The following is a 16,720-nucleotide window of genomic DNA, read 5'->3' as shown; positions in this document are numbered from 1 at the left end:
TGAGTTCTCAAAGAACACGCGCACATCGTCACGTTCCGGACTGTCGTCCGACCCGCTCTGAGGCAACTGTTCCAGCCTACTTCCTCCTGCTCACGGACGCAAGTCCGTGTTGCTTTCGGAACCAGGGGCGACTCGAAACCTTACCAGAAGGTTTCGAACCAGTGAAATCTGCAGGCGCCTTCGTCCAACCTCGTTGTCCCGTTCCTTTCGGCCCGGGTCGGTGTCCGTGTCGCTCTGACCTGGAATAAGTTACGCGAACATCTCCGAGAACACCAAATCGCCTGCTCAAAGCATGTTTCGACCTCCCGTAGTTCCCCACCCGAGGAGCAGGGTGACCCCTCGACCGTGGTGCTCGTCGCGTCCGCTCACGGATCGTCCTACTTCTCGAGTAACGTTCACCGTTGAGCTGAGCGAGGAAGGGTGCCGTGACGTCGACGGGGAACATGGTGGGGTTGTTCGCCGGTATCGGCGGGCTGGAGCTCGGACTCGGGCGACACGGGTGGAACACCGAACTTCTCTGCGAGATCGAGCCGGGTGCGCAGGCAGTACTGCGCACGCGTTTTCCCGACGTTCCCCTTCATCCGGACGTCACGCGTCTCCGCTCTCTCCCCCGCGATACCGAACTCGTCGCCGCCGGCTTCCCGTGCCAGGACCTCTCCCAGGCGGGCCGTACGGCCGGCATCACGGGATCGAAGTCCGGACTCGTCGACGAAGTGTTCCGTCTCGTCAAGCGTAAGAACGGCCCGCGCTGGCTCGTCGTGGAGAACGTTCCCTTCATGCTGCAGCTCGGTCGCGGTGCAGCGATGCGCCACATCACCGATGCGTTCGAGGAACTCGGTTACATGTGGGCCTATCGCGTGGTCGACGCCCGCGCATTCGGCCTTCCCCAGCGCCGGCACCGCGTCCTGATGGTCGCCTCGCGCACGGACGACCCACGCACGGTCTTGTTCGGCGAGGACGCCGGGATGCCCCTCGAAGGCAACCCCGATCTGTTCCCGTGCGGTTTCTACTGGACCGAGGGTGTGCGCGGACTCGGATGGGCGGTCAATGCCGTGCCCACGCTCAAGGGTGGCTCGACCCTCGGCATCGCCAGTCCGCCGGCCGTGCGACTGCCGTCCGGCGAGATCGTCACCCCCGGACTGACCGACGCGGAGCGACTCCAGGGATTCGACGCCGACTGGACCGCCCCCGCCGTCGAGGCTCCCGGCGTTCGGTCCGGGCACCGGTGGCGTCTGGTCGGCAATGCGGTCAGCGTCCGGATGGCGTCGTGGGTGGGCCACCGACTGAACAACCCGATCGAGTACAGCTCCGATCACGAGACACCGTTGCGTCCGGGTGACACCTGGCCGACCGCCGCGTGGGGTACGCGTGGACAGGCGTTCCGCGTGCACGAGTCGCAGTGGCCGGTCCAGGCGCCCTATGAGGACCTCGGGGGTTACCTCCTCGATGCTCGTCTGCTGTCGGCGCGGGCGACGGCAGGTTTCCTCCGCCGCGCACGCTCCGGCAACCTGCGTTTCCTGCCGGGATTCCTCGAGGACGTGGAGAACCACCTCGAACGTATGGGCGGCTTCCCGCGAGTGGCAGCCTGAGACACGGAGATGGAGCCACGGTGATGGCGTCGTCCGATCGGCCCGGGACGGATCCGCGTACCAGTGCGCGGATGAGCCGGCAGCGGCGGCGCGACACCGTTCCCGAAGTGGCGTTGCGCAGAGAGCTGCATCGGCGTGGCCGGCGGTTCTTCGTCGACCGTGCTCCACTGCCCGGACTGCGGCGACGTGCCGACCTGGTCTTTCCTCGTCGCCGGGTAGCGGTCTATGTGGACGGCTGCTTCTGGCACAGTTGCCCGCACCACGCGACCTACCCGAAGAACAACGCCGAATGGTGGGCCGCCAAGCTGGCCGCCAACGTACAGCGCGATCGGGACACCGACACGCGCCTGCAGGCCGCGGGGTGGACGGTGGTGCGGGTGTGGGAGCACGAAGACCCCGTTGCCGCCGCGACTCGCGTGGAGGACGCTCTGTCGTCGCCCCCGGACACGGATACAGGGCAGGCGCAGGGATGACCTCCCCGCACCGGACCCGAGACCTGTGCGATCAACCCTTCGTGAGCTGCGTGTACCGCGCGACGTGCTGCTCGGCGGTGCCGAGATGAACAGCGGCCGGGACGGCTCGGCGACGAGTGCGTGTCCGAATGAGTCACGTGGCTCCCCTCGCGGAGTGAAGACAGCCACAAGAGGGCGATGAACCCGGCCGGCGAGCCGTGTCGATTCCGTGTCGTGGCGACCCGGTAACCAGAGATACGAGGAAGCCCCCACCAGAGTTTTCTTCTGGTGGGGGCTTCGTGTGTGCGCCCGAAGGGATTCGAACCCCTAACCTTCTGATCCGTAGTCAGATGCTCTATCCGTTGAGCTACGGGCGCATGTGTATTCAATTGTCGTCGGTGACGCTACACCAACTGGCGGAGGCGAGAGGATTTGAACCTCCGGTCCCCGGTAAGGGGGACAACTCATTAGCAGTGAGTCCCATTCGGCCGCTCTGGCACGCCTCCTCGGGGATTCGATGCTCTCGAACCGCCGGATCGAAACATTACACATGCCCCGCAGGGAAACGCAAAACGCCTGGTCAGAGACTCGCAGACCGGCGTTACTCGCCATCCTGCCGACACGGCGCCGAACGACGGGGCGCATAATCACCACGTGACTCCACGGACCCGCCCCGACCTCGAATCGATCCCCGCCTACGTTCCGGGCCGCTCGTTCCCCGGTGCGGTGAAGCTCGCCAGCAACGAGACGACGATCGGCCCGCTCCCCAGCGTCCGGGAGGCGATCGCAGAAGCCGCCGCCGGCCTCAACCGCTACCCCGACAACGGCGCGACCGAGCTCGTCGCGGCACTGGCGGAGCGGCTCGGTGTCCCGACCGAGCGGATCGCCGTGGGCTGCGGGTCGGTGAGCCTGTGCCAGGAGCTCGTGCAGATCACGTGCGCCGCGGGCGACGAGGTGATCTTCGCGTGGCGCTCGTTCGAGGCGTACCCCATCATCGCGGCCGTGGCCGGCGCGACCGCCGTGCGCGTTCCGAACACCGCGGATCACGGGCACGACCTGAAGGCCATGCTCGCCGCGATCACCGACCGAACGCGCCTGATCTTCGTGTGCAATCCGAACAACCCCACCGGATCGCTGCTGGGCAAGGCGGAGCTCGAGCAGTTCCTCGACGCCGTCCCCGAGCACATCGTCGTCGCCCTGGACGAGGCGTACTTCGAATACGTCCGCCCCGAGCTGGGTGAAGATCTGCCGGACGGTCTCGAACTCGCAGAGGGTCGCAGCAACGTCGTCGTGCTCCGCACCTTCTCCAAGGCCTACGGCCTCGCGGGCATTCGCGTCGGATACGCGGTCGCCGATCCGTCGGTCGTGACCGCGCTGAGCAAGGTCCACATCCCGTTCTCCGTCAACTCGCTCGCCCAGACGGCCGCCGTGGCGTCGCTCGGCGCCGCGAACGAGCTGCTCGCCCGCACCGAGGGTGTCGTCGCCGAACGGGAACGGGTCCACGCCGCACTCGTCGACGCCGGCTACGAGGCGCCCGCGAGTGCCGCGAACTTTCTTTGGCTACCACTGGGCGAACGCTCCGCCGCGTTCTCCGAGGCAGCGGCGGAAGCGGGTGTGGTGCTGCGCAACTTCACCGGCGAGGGAACCCGGGTGACGATCGGCGACCCGCACGAGAACGATCTGTTCCTCGACTTCGCGACCGGGCAGGGACGGGCACTCGCCGGCATCGGCTGACCCCGTGACGAGACCCAACCGTTATGGCTGGGTATCGGCCGCGTGATCCGGGCCTGCCAGACTCGGGCGGTCGGATCGAGCCGGGGTCGGAGGCACTGTATGGGGGTAGGCACGGTGCGTCGCGCCCTGTCGGCCTGCGCCATCGTGGGCTCGCTGGTCGCCTTCGGCGGTTCGGCGCCCGCCGGCGCTGCACCGGCGAACACCGTGCCGTCGAACACCGTCCCGCTCCGGGTGATCGCGTTCGGCGACCTGCACGGAAATCTCCTCCCCCCGGAGGGACTCCACGGTGAGGTCGTCCGATCGGACGGTGTCTCGGTCCCCGCAGGTGGTGCGGCCTATCTCGCCGCCTACGTCCGGCAGCTCCGGGAACAGGCCGACAACTCCGTGCTCTACGCCGTGGGCGACACCTGGGGATCGTCGCCGCTCGAGTCGGGTCTGTTCCACGACGAGCCGACCATCGCTCTGCTCGGCGAACTCGATCTCACCGCCGCGGCCCTCGGCAACCACGAACTGGACCGCGGTTACGCCGAATTCGAGCGGTTGCGCGACGGCGGTTGCCACCCGAAGGAAGGCTGCCGCTACGCCGAGCCCTTCGAGGGCGCGAACTTCCCGATCCTCGGCGCCAACCTCACCACGACGGACGGAACACCCGCCGCACTCCCCTACAGCATCGACTACGTGGACGGAGTGCCCGTCGGAGTGATCGGCGTCGTGCCGAGCAACACCCCCGACATGATCCGGCCCGACGCGATCGCGGGGCTGCGGTTCGAGGACGAGATCGCCTCCGTCAATCGCACCGCCGACATCCTCGGTGCGCTCGGCGTCCGCTCGATCGTGGTGCTCTACAAGGGCGACATCGGCGCAATCGAGGGCGACGATCCGTGTCCGAGCCGAGACGGCGGGGCCGCGGCCATCGCGACATCCGTCTCTCCCGACGTGGACCTCATCATCACTTCCGACGGCGACCGGCATTTCAACTGCACCTACACCGACCCGGCGGGGAGGCCACGCACGGTCGTGCAGGGCGCCTCGCACGGACGCATCCTGTCGGTCGCCGACCTCGCCATCGATCGTCAGAGCCGGGAGGTGCGGCGCGACAGCACCGTCGTCTTCACGCAGGTGGTCACGCACGACATCGCTCCGGATCCGGCCACACTCGAATTCGTGGACCGGGCGGTGGAGACGTCGGCGGAGGTCGCGAACCGGCCGATCGCCCGCATCGATGCGGACATCACGCGGCGTGAGACTCCGAGCGGGGAATCGGCACTGGGCAATCTCGTGGCCGACGCCCAACTCGCGGCGACGCGGCATCTGGGGGCGCAGATCGCCCTGATGAACCCCGGCGGACTCCGTAGCGACCTGCTCGCGGGAGAGGGCACCGTCTCGTACCGGGAGACCTACGCGGTGCAGCCCTTCGGGAACATGCTGCAGGTTCTCGACCTCACAGGAGCCCAACTCGACGCGCTGCTCGAGCAGCAGTTCCAGAAGAGTGCGGTGGGCTCGGACATCGAACGCATCCTGGCCCCGTCGCACAATCTGAACTACACCCTCGACCGGCTGGCGCCGCGTGGCGAACGCATCCGGTCGATCACGATCGACGGCGAGCCCGTGGACCCCGAGCGCGTGTACAAGGTGGTGGTGAACAACTTCCTGGCCGGCGGCGGAGACGGTTTCACCGTGTGCACCGAAGCGCACGGACTGGTCGGGGCGGGCAAGAGCCTGGACGCCCTCAACAGCTATCTGGCGACCCGCTCGCGTGTGGAGCCCCCGGCCGTCGATCGCATCCGCCTGCACTGAGACGGTCTCCGACGATGCGCGGATGTGGTCAGCGGAGTCCGAGTGCGTCCTCGAGAGTCGGCCATGCGGCCTTGATGTCGTCCTGCCAGTAACTCCACGAATGCGTGCCCCAGGGGCGGTAGACGACGCGCGCGGGAATGCCGAGTTCGCGGAGGCGACGATCGTAGGTGACGGTGCACACGAAAGTGCCGAGCTCGAGCGGCGCACCGACGGTGAGCACGTCCTGGCCGGCGCCGAGATCGTGCGGACCGAGCAGGCCGTTGCCGGTGCTCAGGAAGACCTCCTTGCCGCGCAACTTCTCGGCGAGCAGGTAGGAGTCGTGTTCCTCCCACCGACCGTCCTCGGGTGGTCCCCACATGTTGTCGGGGTTGCCGCCCTTGTAAGCAACGGTTCCGCGCACCGTGTCGCGGGAGGAGTCGCTGGAAGTGTCGTAGCACCCGCTCAGCGCCGCGACCCCTCGGTAGAGGTCGGGGTTACGGGTGATCAGCGACATCGCTCCGGTGGCTCCCATCGACAGTCCCGCGACCGCGTTGACACCGTTGCCGCCGAATTCGGCATCGATCAACGGGGGCAGTTCCTCGGTCAGGAAGGTCTCCCACTTGTTGACCCCGAGGACGGGATCGGGAGTGTTCCAGTCGGTGTAGTAACTCGCGGTGCCGCCGACGGGAAGCACGACGTTGGTGTTCTTGTCGGCGAAGAACTCCTCGATGTCGGTGCGCTGCGTCCACGTGCTCTCGCGGAAGTCGGACTCTTCGCCGGCGCTGACACCGTCGAGCAGATACAGGCTGGGGCGTGAACCCTCCCCCGCCGGGTGCAGCACCTGCACCTGCATGATCCTGCCCATGGCGGGCGAATGGACGAACAGCTTCGTCTGCCTGTCGCCGACACGTTCGACGTGATCGATCCTGGCCGACGCCGGTTGGGCATGGGCGATCGTCGCGCCGGAGATCGGCACCATCAACGCCACCGCGACAGCCGCCGCAAGTCTCTTCACCATCGAACTCCCCGTCCCCCGACGACCTGGAGTGATCTCACAGTCCCTACCTGTACCCGGTCAAGCGGACCTGCACGCGACCCTAATACTGGTCCTCCGATTCGTGACGAATCGGAGGAAGTACGGCGGCGTCGCCCCCGCCGGGTGGGCGAGGGCGACGCGTGCGAGCCGGGTCGTCAGCGGAGGTGGTGCACCTCCTGCAGTCCGTAGACCGGGGTCGGGATGCCTTCGTAGCGCGCCTTCAGCTGCAACGCCAGGTACAGAGAGTAGTGCCGCGACTGGTGCAGATTGCCGCCGTGGAACCACAGACCGTCCTGCTGCGTGGGCTTCCACATGTTGCGCTGCTCGCCCTCCCACGGACCGGGGTCCTTGGTGGTCTCGGAGCCCAGACCCCAGCACTTGCCCACCTTGTCGGCGACCTCCTGGGAGATCAGGTCGGCGACCCAGCCGTTCATCGAGCCGTAGCCGGTCGCGTAGACGACGAGATCGGCGTCGAGTTCGGTGCCGTCCTCGAGGATCACCGAGGTTTCGGTGAGTTCACGGACGTTGCCGTGGGCCAACGCGATGTCGCCGTTCGCGACGAGCTCCGAGGCACCGACGTCGATGTAGTACCCGGAGGCGCGACGCAGGTACTTCATGAACAGACCCGAGCCGTCGTCGCCCCAGTCGTGCCGGAAGCCCGCCTTCTCGAGCCGGTCGTAGAAGTCGGCGTCGCGCTCGCGGATCTTCTCGTAGATCGGGATCTGGAATTCGTGCATGATCCGGTACGGCAGGGACGCGAAGGTCAGGTCGGCCTTCTGGGTCGTGACGCCGGCGGCGAGGGCCCTCTCGGAGTACAGGTCGCCGAGGCCGAGATCCATGAGCGAATCGGATCTGACGATATGCGTCGACGAGCGCTGCACCATGGTGACGTCCGCGCCGACCTCCCACAGAGCACCGCAGATGTCGTGGGCACTGTTGTTGGCGCCGATCACGACGACCCTCTTGCCGGCATACGCATCGGGGCCGGGATGGGCGCTGGAATGGTGCTGTTCGCCGCGGAACAGGTCCATCCCCGGGAAGTCCGGGATGTTCGGCTTACCCGACATGCCGGTCGCGATGACGAGCTGCTTCGGCCGGAGGATCACCGGTTCGCCGTCGCGCACGACGTGAACCGTCCACTCCCCCGTCTCCTCGTCGTAGCTCGCCGAGGTGCACTCCGACTTCGACCAGTACGGAACCTCCATCACCTTCGTGTACATCTCGAGCCAGTCCGCGATCTTGTCCTTGGGTGCGAAGACCGGCCAGTTGTCGGGGAAGGGCAGGTACGGCAGGTGGTCGTACCAGACGGGGTCGTGCAGACACAGCGACTTGTAGCGGCCGCGCCACTGGTCGCCGGGCCGGTCGTACTTGTCGAGCACGATCGCGGGGACTCCGAGCTGGCGCATGCGGGCGCCGAGCGCGATCCCACCCTGACCACCACCGATGATCACGACGTACGGCCGGCGCGTGTATCCGAGTTCGCGTTCCTCGATCTCGCGCTGCTCCGACCACGTGACCCGCTGCTTGTCCGCGCCGTGCTTCGTACCGCGCGGACGACGCGTGCCCTTGTTCTCCTCGTATCCCTTCAGTTCCTGCATCGTGGTCAGCAGCGTGAAGGCGCGATCCTCGCCGCTCTCCTCGTCGCGTTTCAGACGCAGATGACCGACTCCGCGGCCGACCGCGGTCTCGAATGCGATCCAGGCGCTGAGTACGCCGTCGTCGTCGGTCGCCGGTTCGGTGGTGCGGAAGCCGCTCGGGTCGGTCTCGGCGAGTCGCGCGTGCAGCATGTCCGAGACGCCCTCGCGTCCCTCGACGGTCTTCAGGTTCCAGGTGAAAGCGACCAGATCGCGCCAGAAGGAGTCGATGCCGAACAGGCCGGCAGCGGCGTCGACGTCGCGCTGCGCGAGGGCGGTGCCGAACGCCTGCAACCAGGCGTCGACGCGGTCGTCGGGAGTCGCGGTGCCGGAGGTCGCGGGCTTGTCGAGGGTGTCGGTCATGGTGAGTCCTTTCCGGTGGTGATGTGATCCAGGACACTCCCCGTGGCCGCGCCCGGCAAGCGTTGCATCACGTTGCACAGGTACCAAATTGTGGCGCATCACACATTTGCGCCCTATGCTCCGAGGACGACGACGAAGAGGAGACCGTGACCACGTTCAGCGCGATCGCGCCCGGCACCGACCTGTCGCGGTACGCGCGCGAGTTGACGCGGATGCACGACGCGGTGATCGGCGGCGCCCGGTCACCGATGCGACCCCGGCCGCTGGTGTCCCGTTCATGGCAGCGCGTGCTCGACGCCGGACTCGATCCCACCGGGATCAACGAGCGCAACCGTCTGCCGGCCGCGGAGGTCGAGCGGCGCCGCCGCGCGTCCGCCCTCTCCGCGGTGATCGGCGACCTCGAGCAGGTCATCACGCCCGTCGCCGACGCCTCCCACCTGCTGCTGGTGGTGACCGATGCCGACGGCGTGATTCTCTGGCGCAGCGGTTCCGCACCGATCCGTTCCCGCGCCGACGCCCTCGGTTTCCAGGAGGGAACGGTGTGGACCGAGGCGACCGTCGGCACCAATGCCATCGGCACGGCGCTCGCGGAGGCCGCACCCGTCCAGCTGTTCTCGGGTGAGCACTTCGAGACGACCCAGCACCCCTGGTACTGCACCGCCGCCCCGATCCACGACCCGATCCGCGGCGACCTGCTGGGCATCGTCGACGTCAGCGGCCCTGCACTGACCCTGCATCCGGCCATCGTCGCCCTCGTCGACACCGCCGTCCGGCTCGCCGAATCGCAGTTGTGGCGACGGCACGAGGTGCGCCTCGAAAAGCTCCGCACCGAGGCCGCTCCGCTGTTGTCGTCGACCCGGGGTCCGGTACTGCTCGTCGACGAGGACGGCTGGGTCGCGCACGCCTCCGGCATCGCCGCCGAACGGGTCGCGGTTCCGCGACAGGCCCGTCCCCTGACCGTACCGGGGATGGGATTGTGCGTACCCGAACGTCTTTCGCACGGTTGGCTGATACGCGGGGCGCCGGCGGCCTCGAGACTGCGGATGATTCTGCACGTGTCGTCGTCGCCGACCGTGGAGGTCTTCGGGGACGGCGACTCGTGGCGCACTCTCGTCACCGCGCGTCAGGCCGAAATCCTGCTGTTGCTGCACGAGCGCAGCCCGGTCGGGATGACGGTCGCGGCGCTCAGCCGGGCCCTCTACGGGGACGACGACCATGCCGTGTCGGTCCGGGCCGAGGTGTCCCGGCTGCGACGCGCGATCGGAGACGTGATCGAGAGCAAGCCCTACCGGCTCGCCGGCACCGTCGACCTGTCGCTGGATCTCGGCGCGGACGAACGGCTCGCCGACTCCGACTTCGTCCGCCGCTCGGGGGCACCCGGAGTACGAGCGCTCGGTGGCGCGCACTGACACGACCGCGCCATGTTTCCTCCTCTCGGCGACCGGGAACGCACCAGTGAACCCGAGTCGTCGAACATGCTGGAGACACAATGACCGTTCTCGTCGTCACGGACAGTCCCGAAGGTCCGCCCCAGAAGATCGCTCAGCTCGTCGCCGATGCGCTCGGTGAGCGGGACATCGACGTCACCGTCGGTGACATCTCGGATCTCGAGAGGTCGGAGGAATTCGAGGGCGTCGTCTTCGGAGGTGAGGTCGACGCCGGTGAATACTCGCCGGACACCCTCGAATTGTTGTCGTCGCGGGCCTCCGCATTGAGTCAGCAGCTCGTGTGGCTGTTCGCAGTGGGCGACGAAAACGGTGAGGACACACCGGATCCGGTGTCCGAACTCGCGGCACTCGACTACCGGTCCTTCTCCCCGTCCCCGGGCGAGGACGAGGTGCGGTCGTGGGCCGCCTTCATCGCCGACGAGATCGACGGACACAGCTGAACCCGCACGTTCCCACGAGCGAAGGGGCCGCCATGCTCCACACGGATGTAGCGCCCGGCGTACATCGTCTCGCGCACGCCGACGTCAACGTCTACCTGATCGAGGACGACGACGGAGTGACCGTCGTCGACACGGGACTGCCGGCGACCGCCCGCCGCATCGAGGATGCGATCTCACGGCTCGGCCGACGCGTCGACGAGGTGCGGGGAGTCGTCCTCACGCACGCCCACTTCGACCACGTCGGGTCCGCGAAGCGACTGCGGGAACGGTGGCGCGTGCCGGTCTGGGCGCATCGCGACGAGAAGTTCCTCGCCGCGCACCCTTACCGCTACCAGCACGAACGCAATCGGCTGCTCTATCCGGTCCGGTATCCCGCCTGCATCCCCGTGCTCACCCGGATGACCGTGGCGGGGGCACTGTGGGTGCGCGGCATCGACGACGTGACGCTCTTCCACGACTCCGAACCGCTCGACCTGCCGGGTCGTCCTGTCCCCCTCCACACCCCCGGACACACCTACGGGCACTGCGCACTGCATCTCCCCGATCGCGACACCGTGATCGTCGGCGACGCGATCGTCACCCTCGACCCGTACACGGGCAGGCACGGTCCGCAGATCGTTTCGGGTGCGGCGACCGCCGACAGCACGACCGCCCTCGCCTCGCTGTCGGCCATCGCCGGTACCGGCGCGAAGAACGTCCTCGTCGGCCACGGCGAAACCTGGCACGACGGGGCGGCCGCGGCCGTGGAACGAGCGGTGCTCGCCGGGCCGAGCTGACGTCGTTCCGAAGACGGAAGGACCGCAGCCCCGGTGAATGGATGTCCACCGGGGCTGCGGTTCTGCGCGGAAGCGGAGGGATTCGAACCCCCGTTGGTGTTACCCAAGCTCGCTTTCAAGGCGAGTGCATTCGGCCGCTCTGCCACGCTTCCGTGGCAGAGCCTAACCGATTCGCAGTGTCAGCGATCGGCCAGAGCGTGCTCGACGCGCGCGAAGATCTGCGCCAGCATGTCGAGTTCGTCCTCCGACAGCAGGTCGATGAGGTGGGTGCGCACGTCGTCGACGTGCGTGGGCGCGGCTTCCCGCAGTCGCCGCCGACCCTCGTCGGTGATGGTGGCGAGCACGCCGCGACCGTCGTCGGGGCACGAGCTGCGCACCACCATCTTCTCTTGTTCCATCCGCCGGATCTGATGGGTGAGACGGCTGCGCGAGGACAGCACCCCGTCGGCGAGATCGCTCATGCGCAGCGCACCGTCGGGGGCTTCGGAGAGCAGCACCAGGATCCGATACTCGGCCAGCGACAAGCCGTGTCGATCGTTGAGAGATCGGCTGAGGGCGCTCATGAGACGGTTGTTCCCGTCCACGTAGAGACGCCAGGCCCCCTGCTCCTTCGCGGTCAACCATTTGGGTTCGTCTCGTTCGCTGGTCACGCCGGGGAGTGTAATGCCGATCGTCCGTTGTTACCCCTCGGTAGCTACGAGCAGACGACCGCGTTTCGACCGGAGTGACCGTCCCCTCACTGCGCCGCACGCGATAGCGTCGAACACATGTATGCAATCGTCGCCACCGAACCCGGTGGTCCAGAAGTTCTCCGGTGGACCGAGCGGCCCGACCCGGACCTGCCTCCCGGGCACGTACTTCTCGATGTCGCGGCGACCGCCGTCAACCGTGCCGACCTGCTGCAACGGCGAGGACTGTATCCGCCGCCGCCCGGGGCGAGCGACATCCTGGGCCTCGAATGCTCCGGGGTGATCTCCGAACTCGGCGAGGGGGTGACGGGCTGGAACATCGGCGACCGGGTCTGCGCCCTGCTCACCGGCGGCGGTTACGCCGAGAAGGTCGCAGTGCCCGCCTCCCAGCTGCTGCCGGTGCCGAAGGGCATCGACCTCGCGGTCGCGGCCTCGCTTCCCGAGATCGCGTGCACGGTGTGGTCGAACATCGTGATGACGGCCGGCCTGACGCGCGGCGACGTCCTGCTCGTCCACGGTGGCGGCGGCGGTATCGGTACGCACGCCATCCAGGTGGGTAAAGCGCTCGGCGCGAAGGTCGCGGTGACGGCCTCGGCCGGCAAGCTCGACCGCTGCCGCGAACTCGGCGCCGATCTGGCGATCGACTACCGCGAGCAGGACTTCGTCAGCGAGGTGCGCACTGCGTTCGGCGGCGCCGACGTGGTGCTCGACAACATGGGCGCGAAGTACCTGTCCCGGAACATCGACGTCCTCGCTCCCGACGGACGCCTCGTCGTCATCGGCATGCAGGGCGGCACCAAGGGCGAACTGCACCTCGGCAAGCTTCTCGCCAAGCGCGGTCACGTCATCGCCACCGGTCTGCGCGGCCGTCCGGACTCGGGACCGTCGGGCAAGAGCGCGATCATCGACTCCGTGCGCGCCAACCTGTGGCCGCTCATCGAGGAGGCGAAGGTCCATCCCGTGGTGCACGCCGAGCTTCCGATCACCGAAGCCGCGCGTGCACACGAGCTGCTCGACAGTCCCGAGACCGTCGGGAAGGTCGTGCTGCGAATCGAGCGGCACTAGAGGTTGCGGAGCTCGCGGACGAGCTGATCCACCTCGAAACTCGTGGTGTAGGGGGCGAGACCGATGCTCACCGCTCCCCCTTCGTCGCTGACGCCGAGCGAGTCGAGGAGCCGGCTCGATCCGCGGGTGCTCGCCACCGTCGCGATGCGACGGTCGGCGAGGTGCGCAGCCACCTTTTCGGCCGGGACCCCGTCGACGGTGAAGCTCAGGGTGGGGACGCGGCTCGATGCGCGGCCGAGCACGATCACGCCGGTGAGGCTGTCGAGTTGCCGCATGAGGCGGTCGAACAGCACGTCCTGGTAGTTCTGCATCGAGCTGATCGAGATGTCGAGACGCTCGCGGCGGGATCCGGTGGCGTCGTCGTCGAGCGAGGCGATGAAGTCGATGGACGCGGGGATGCCGGCGAGCAGACCGAACTGGTGGCCGCCCACCTCGAGGCGCTCGGCGCCGCGCGCGTGCGGGTTCAGCGACATCGCCGGCACCCGTTCGAGATGGGTCGGGTCGGCGAAGACGAGCGCGCCGATCTGCGGTCCGCCCCACGCGGCCATGTCGACGGTGAGGACGTCGGCGCCGAGGTCGTCGATGTCGATGTGGGCGTAGGGAGCGGCGCCGGCGGCGTCGACGACCATGAGACCACCCACGTCGTGGACGAGATCGGCCACGGCCCGCACGTCGGGCGCGGTGCCGACGATCGACGACGCCGCGGTGAGCGCGACGAGCCGGGTGGTGGGCGTGATGAGTTCCTCGTACTGCCAGGTGGGCAGCTCGCACGTCTCGATCTCGATCTCGGCCCAGCGCACCTGAGCGCCGTAACGGCTCGCGACCCGCAGCCACGGAGCGATGTTCGCTTCGTCGTCGAGTCGCGACAACACCATGCCGGTGCCGAGCCCGAGGCGGGAACTGAGTGCTTCGGCGAGCCAGGCGAGCAACACCGCGTGGCTCGGACCCAGGACGACGCCGGTCGGATCCGCACCCACGAGTTCCGCGACCGCGACGCGCGCGTCCTCGAGGATCGCGGCACTGCGACGCGACGACAGGTGCCGCCCCGTGGCCGAGGCGGCCGAGTTCCGGAACGCGGTGGACACGGTGCGCGACACTACGTCGGGGATCTGCATACCGGCCCGCGGATCGAGGTGGATCCAACCGTCGCCGAGCGAGGGGATGAGCCCCCGGATCCGGGCAACGTCGTAAGCCATGGCAGACACTCTAGGTCCCGATGTCAATCGGGACGCGCCGTACCTGCACTCGGCGTTGCCCTCTCGGTAGGCTCGGTCGGGCAACCGGGCACCCCCGGGTGGGAAAGGGAAGAATGGAGTCATGACGCATCCGGACAGCGACCAGGTTCTCGTGATCGGCCCCGACGGTCACCCCATCCGTGTCTCCCGTGAGGAGGCCGCTCGTGTCGAGGCCGCCACCGATTCGGAGGCCGGGACGAACGAGAACGGCGGCGAATCTCTGGCCGACATGGTCGAGCAGCCGGCGAAGGTCATGCGGATCGGCACCATGATCAAGCAGCTCCTCGAGGAGGTGAAGGCCGCGCCGCTCGACGACGCCAGCCGCACCCGCCTCAAGGACATCCATCTGTCCTCCATCCGCGAGCTCGGTCAGGGACTCGCCCCGGACCTGCGTGAGGAACTCGAGCGGCTCGCACTGCCCTTCGGTGAGGACTCGGTGCCCTCCGACGCCGAGTTGCGCATTGCGCAGGCCCAGCTCGTCGGCTGGCTCGAAGGTCTGTTCCACGGCATCCAGACGGCTCTGTTCGCTCAGCAGATGGCGGCCCGCGCCCAGCTCGAGCAGATGCGTCAGGGTGCGCTTCCGCCCGGCGTCGCGCAGGGAGGTCCCGGTCACAACGATCAACAGCTTCCCGGCCAGACCCACCCCGGGACCGGCCAGTACCTCTAGTCCCGGCGGGTACGCCCCGGGACTCCGGTATCGCCGCGACGGGTACGCTCGGGTCCCGTGTCAGCGTCTGGAGCAGCATCGTGAGTCGGGTCGGCATCGAAACGCGCGGCGCGTGCGTGGACTTTCCCATCTTCGACGCCAAGACCCGCTCCCTGAAGAAGGCCTTCCTGGGTAAGGCGGGCGGAGCGATCGGCCGCAACAACTCCGACGTGGTGGTCGTCGAGGCTCTCCGCGACATCACGATGTCGCTGAAGGAAGGCGACCGCGTCGGACTCGTCGGCCACAACGGTGCCGGCAAGTCCACCCTGTTGCGCCTGCTCTCGGGGATCTACGAGCCCACGCGCGGCCATGCCCGGGTGACGGGCCGCGTCGCGCCGGTGTTCGATCTCGGTGTCGGCATGGATCCGGAGATCTCCGGCTACGAGAACATCATCATCCGCGGCATGTTCCTCGGAATGAGCCGCAAGCAGATGCTGGCCAAGGTCGACGAGATCGCCGATTTCACCGAGCTCGGCGACTACCTCAACATGCCGCTGCGCACCTATTCGACGGGCATGCGGGTGCGGGTCGCGCTCGGCGTGGTCACCAGCATCGACCCCGAGATCCTGCTCCTCGACGAAGGCATCGGCGCGGTCGACGCGGAGTTCATGAAGAAGGCGCGGGTGCGTCTGCAGGATCTCGTCGCACGTTCGGGCATCCTGGTCTTCGCCAGCCATTCCAACGAGTTCCTCGCGCAGCTGTGCGACCAGGCGATGTGGATCGATCACGGGCAGATCCGTGAGCAGGGCGACATCGAGCACGTGGTGCGGTCCTACGAGGGCGACGAGGCCGGCGACCACGTGCGCACGATCCTCCACGAGCTCGAGCGCGAGCGGATCGCGAAGTCCGCCCACGACGCCGCCGCCTCGACGGGTTCGAACGGTGGCTGACGAACGGATCATCGGCGTCGTCGTCACGCACCGTCGCCGCGAGCTGCTGGCCGACTCCCTGAAAGTTCTTGCCTCGCAGTCGCGTCCACTCGACCATCTCGTGGTGGTCGACAACGGCGACGAGGACGCGGTGCGCGAACTCGTCGACGCGGTGGACGTGCCCACGAGCTATCTCGGCTCGAAGCACAATCTCGGCGGCGCGGGTGGCTTCGCTCTCGGCATCCTGTACGCGCTGTCGCTGGGAGCCGACCGGGTCTGGCTCGCCGATGACGACGGTCGCCCCGAGGGACCGGACGTGCTCGCGACGCTGCTGGACTGCGCGCAGCGCAACGATCTCGCCGAGGTGTCGCCGGTCGTGTGCGACATCGCGCAACCCGACCGCCTGGCCTTCCCGCTGCGCCGCGGCGTCGTGTGGCGACGGTGGCGGCACGAACTCGGCGACGAGGATCTGCTCCCCGGCATCGCCTCGCTGTTCAACGGCGCGCTCTTCACGGCCGCGGCGATCGACGCGGTGGGCGTACCCGACCTGCGGTTGTTCGTCCGAGGCGACGAGGTCGAGGTACATCGGCGTCTCGTCCGTTCGGGACTGCCCTTCGGCACCTGTCTGCAGACGGCCTACCTGCATCCCGACGGTGCAGACGAGTTCAAGCCCATCCTGGGCGGCCGGATGCACACGCAGTATCCGGACAACGACACCAAACGCTTCTTCACCTACCGCAACCGTGGCTACCTGCTCTCGCAGCCGGGATTGCGCCGGTTGCTCCCTCAGGAATGGGTGCGGTTCGGCTGGTACTTCCTCGTCACCCGCCGCGACCCGGCCGGGCTGCGCGAGTGGATCCGGCTGCGCAGGCTCGGGCGCGAGGAGAAGTTCGAGCGTCCCTGACGTC

The 16,720-nt window shown here is 67.9% G+C and carries 15 protein-coding genes and 3 tRNA genes; 11 read left to right on the top strand and 7 right to left on the bottom strand.

Translation table 11 applies throughout. The annotated features are described in order from the left end of the window. Positions 1-443 precede the first annotated feature (443 nt). Positions 444-1,589: a DNA cytosine methyltransferase gene (locus A8G18_RS20610; protein ID WP_064065348.1), complete on the top strand. Its 1,146-nt coding sequence runs from the start codon at positions 444-446 to the stop codon at positions 1,587-1,589. 23 nt (positions 1,590-1,612) lie between these two features. Next, positions 1,613-2,062, top strand: coding sequence for a very short patch repair endonuclease (locus A8G18_RS20605; protein WP_037222479.1), 450 nt, complete (start codon positions 1,613-1,615; stop codon positions 2,060-2,062). A 283-nt stretch (positions 2,063-2,345) separates the two neighbouring features. On the opposite strand, the gene A8G18_RS20600 is transcribed toward A8G18_RS20605, so the two are convergent. Continuing rightward, positions 2,346-2,418, bottom strand: a tRNA-Arg gene (locus tag A8G18_RS20600). A gap of 37 nt (positions 2,419-2,455) precedes the next feature. Continuing rightward, a tRNA-Ser gene (locus A8G18_RS20595) sits at positions 2,456-2,547 on the bottom strand. A gap of 148 nt (positions 2,548-2,695) precedes the next feature. Between A8G18_RS20595 and hisC the strand changes: the two genes are divergently transcribed. Both hisC and A8G18_RS20585 read left to right on the top strand, forming a co-directional pair. Continuing rightward, on the top strand, positions 2,696-3,775 hold the full coding sequence (gene hisC / locus A8G18_RS20590; RefSeq protein ID WP_064065347.1) for a histidinol-phosphate transaminase: 1,080 nt from the start codon (positions 2,696-2,698) through the stop codon (positions 3,773-3,775). Positions 3,776-3,874: 99 nt separating this feature from the next. After that, entirely contained in the window at positions 3,875-5,572 is a 1,698-nt protein-coding gene (locus tag A8G18_RS20585) for a bifunctional metallophosphatase/5'-nucleotidase (protein WP_064065346.1), read from the top strand. Between the two features lie 28 nt (positions 5,573-5,600). On the opposite strand, the gene A8G18_RS20580 is transcribed toward A8G18_RS20585, so the two are convergent. Then, positions 5,601-6,569, bottom strand: coding sequence for an alpha/beta hydrolase (locus A8G18_RS20580; RefSeq protein ID WP_026003003.1), 969 nt, complete (start codon positions 6,567-6,569; stop codon positions 5,601-5,603). Between the two features lie 173 nt (positions 6,570-6,742). Then, a complete protein-coding gene (locus tag A8G18_RS20575; RefSeq protein ID WP_064065345.1) occupies positions 6,743-8,584 on the bottom strand; it encodes a flavin-containing monooxygenase in 1,842 nt (613 codons plus the stop codon). A gap of 146 nt (positions 8,585-8,730) precedes the next feature. On the opposite strand from A8G18_RS20575, the gene A8G18_RS20570 reads away from it, so the two are divergent. The 3 genes from A8G18_RS20570 (at position 8,731) to A8G18_RS20560 (ending at position 11,248) form a co-directional block, all read left to right on the top strand. Continuing rightward, entirely contained in the window at positions 8,731-9,993 is a 1,263-nt protein-coding gene (locus tag A8G18_RS20570) for a helix-turn-helix domain-containing protein (RefSeq protein ID WP_064065344.1), read from the top strand. An 80-nt stretch (positions 9,994-10,073) separates the two neighbouring features. Beyond that, positions 10,074-10,472, top strand: coding sequence for a flavodoxin domain-containing protein (locus A8G18_RS20565; RefSeq protein WP_064065343.1), 399 nt, complete (start codon positions 10,074-10,076; stop codon positions 10,470-10,472). A 32-nt stretch (positions 10,473-10,504) separates the two neighbouring features. Further along, on the top strand, positions 10,505-11,248 hold the full coding sequence (locus A8G18_RS20560) for an MBL fold metallo-hydrolase (protein ID WP_016932880.1): 744 nt from the start codon (positions 10,505-10,507) through the stop codon (positions 11,246-11,248). A gap of 67 nt (positions 11,249-11,315) precedes the next feature. Here A8G18_RS20560 and A8G18_RS20555 read toward each other — a convergent pair. Both A8G18_RS20555 and A8G18_RS20550 read right to left on the bottom strand, forming a co-directional pair. Further along, positions 11,316-11,400: transfer RNA gene (locus tag A8G18_RS20555), tRNA-Ser, on the bottom strand. 27 nt (positions 11,401-11,427) lie between these two features. Continuing rightward, entirely contained in the window at positions 11,428-11,898 is a 471-nt protein-coding gene (locus A8G18_RS20550; protein WP_016932881.1) for a MarR family winged helix-turn-helix transcriptional regulator, read from the bottom strand. 117 nt (positions 11,899-12,015) lie between these two features. Between A8G18_RS20550 and A8G18_RS20545 the strand changes: the two genes are divergently transcribed. Continuing rightward, positions 12,016-13,002, top strand: coding sequence for an NAD(P)H-quinone oxidoreductase (locus A8G18_RS20545; protein ID WP_064065342.1), 987 nt, complete (start codon positions 12,016-12,018; stop codon positions 13,000-13,002). Here the strand turns inward: A8G18_RS20545 and A8G18_RS20540 are convergent. Beyond that, positions 12,999-14,198 carry a cysteine desulfurase-like protein gene (locus A8G18_RS20540; protein ID WP_016931489.1) on the bottom strand — a complete coding sequence of 400 codons (1,200 nt, stop codon included), beginning with the start codon at positions 14,196-14,198 and terminating at the stop codon, positions 12,999-13,001. The genes A8G18_RS20545 and A8G18_RS20540 overlap by 4 nt on opposite strands. A gap of 121 nt (positions 14,199-14,319) precedes the next feature. On the opposite strand from A8G18_RS20540, the gene A8G18_RS20535 reads away from it, so the two are divergent. The 3 genes from A8G18_RS20535 (at position 14,320) to glfT1 (ending at position 16,716) form a co-directional block, all read left to right on the top strand. Further along, complete coding sequence (locus A8G18_RS20535) at positions 14,320-14,904, top strand: bacterial proteasome activator family protein (protein WP_016931488.1); 585 nt, start codon at positions 14,320-14,322, stop codon at positions 14,902-14,904. 80 nt (positions 14,905-14,984) lie between these two features. Then, entirely contained in the window at positions 14,985-15,833 is an 849-nt protein-coding gene (wzt, locus tag A8G18_RS20530; protein WP_026002728.1) for a galactan export ABC transporter ATP-binding subunit Wzt/RfbE, read from the top strand. Next, complete coding sequence (glfT1, locus tag A8G18_RS20525; RefSeq protein WP_016931486.1) at positions 15,826-16,716, top strand: galactofuranosyltransferase GlfT1; 891 nt, start codon at positions 15,826-15,828, stop codon at positions 16,714-16,716. Before wzt ends, glfT1 begins: the two co-directional genes overlap by 8 nt. Positions 16,717-16,720: the final 4 nt, after the last annotated feature.

Source organism: Rhodococcus gordoniae (genome assembly GCF_001646655.1).
In the GTDB taxonomy this organism is placed as follows: domain Bacteria; phylum Actinomycetota; class Actinomycetes; order Mycobacteriales; family Mycobacteriaceae; genus Rhodococcus; species Rhodococcus gordoniae.
Note: the sequence above shows the minus strand (reverse complement) of the source record. Positions and strands in the feature narration are given on the sequence as shown.

Bases quoted from the DNA above. Each gene is read 5' to 3' on its own strand.
- A8G18_RS20605 (WP_037222479.1), top strand. From the start codon at position 1,613: ATGGCGTCGTCCGATCGGCCCGGGACGGATCCGCGTACCAGTGCGCGG.
- A8G18_RS20580 (WP_026003003.1), bottom strand. From the start codon at position 6,569: ATGGTGAAGAGACTTGCGGCGGCTGTCGCGGTGGCGTTGATGGTGCCG.
- A8G18_RS20540 (WP_016931489.1), bottom strand. From the start codon at position 14,198: ATGGCTTACGACGTTGCCCGGATCCGGGGGCTCATCCCCTCGCTCGGC.
- A8G18_RS20585 (WP_064065346.1), top strand. From the start codon at position 3,875: ATGGGGGTAGGCACGGTGCGTCGCGCCCTGTCGGCCTGCGCCATCGTG.
- A8G18_RS20565 (WP_064065343.1), top strand. From the start codon at position 10,074: ATGACCGTTCTCGTCGTCACGGACAGTCCCGAAGGTCCGCCCCAGAAG.
- A8G18_RS20560 (WP_016932880.1), top strand. From the start codon at position 10,505: ATGCTCCACACGGATGTAGCGCCCGGCGTACATCGTCTCGCGCACGCC.
- A8G18_RS20575 (WP_064065345.1), bottom strand. From the start codon at position 8,584: ATGACCGACACCCTCGACAAGCCCGCGACCTCCGGCACCGCGACTCCC.
- A8G18_RS20545 (WP_064065342.1), top strand. From the start codon at position 12,016: ATGTATGCAATCGTCGCCACCGAACCCGGTGGTCCAGAAGTTCTCCGG.
- A8G18_RS20610 (WP_064065348.1), top strand. From the start codon at position 444: ATGGTGGGGTTGTTCGCCGGTATCGGCGGGCTGGAGCTCGGACTCGGG.
- A8G18_RS20535 (WP_016931488.1), top strand. From the start codon at position 14,320: ATGACGCATCCGGACAGCGACCAGGTTCTCGTGATCGGCCCCGACGGT.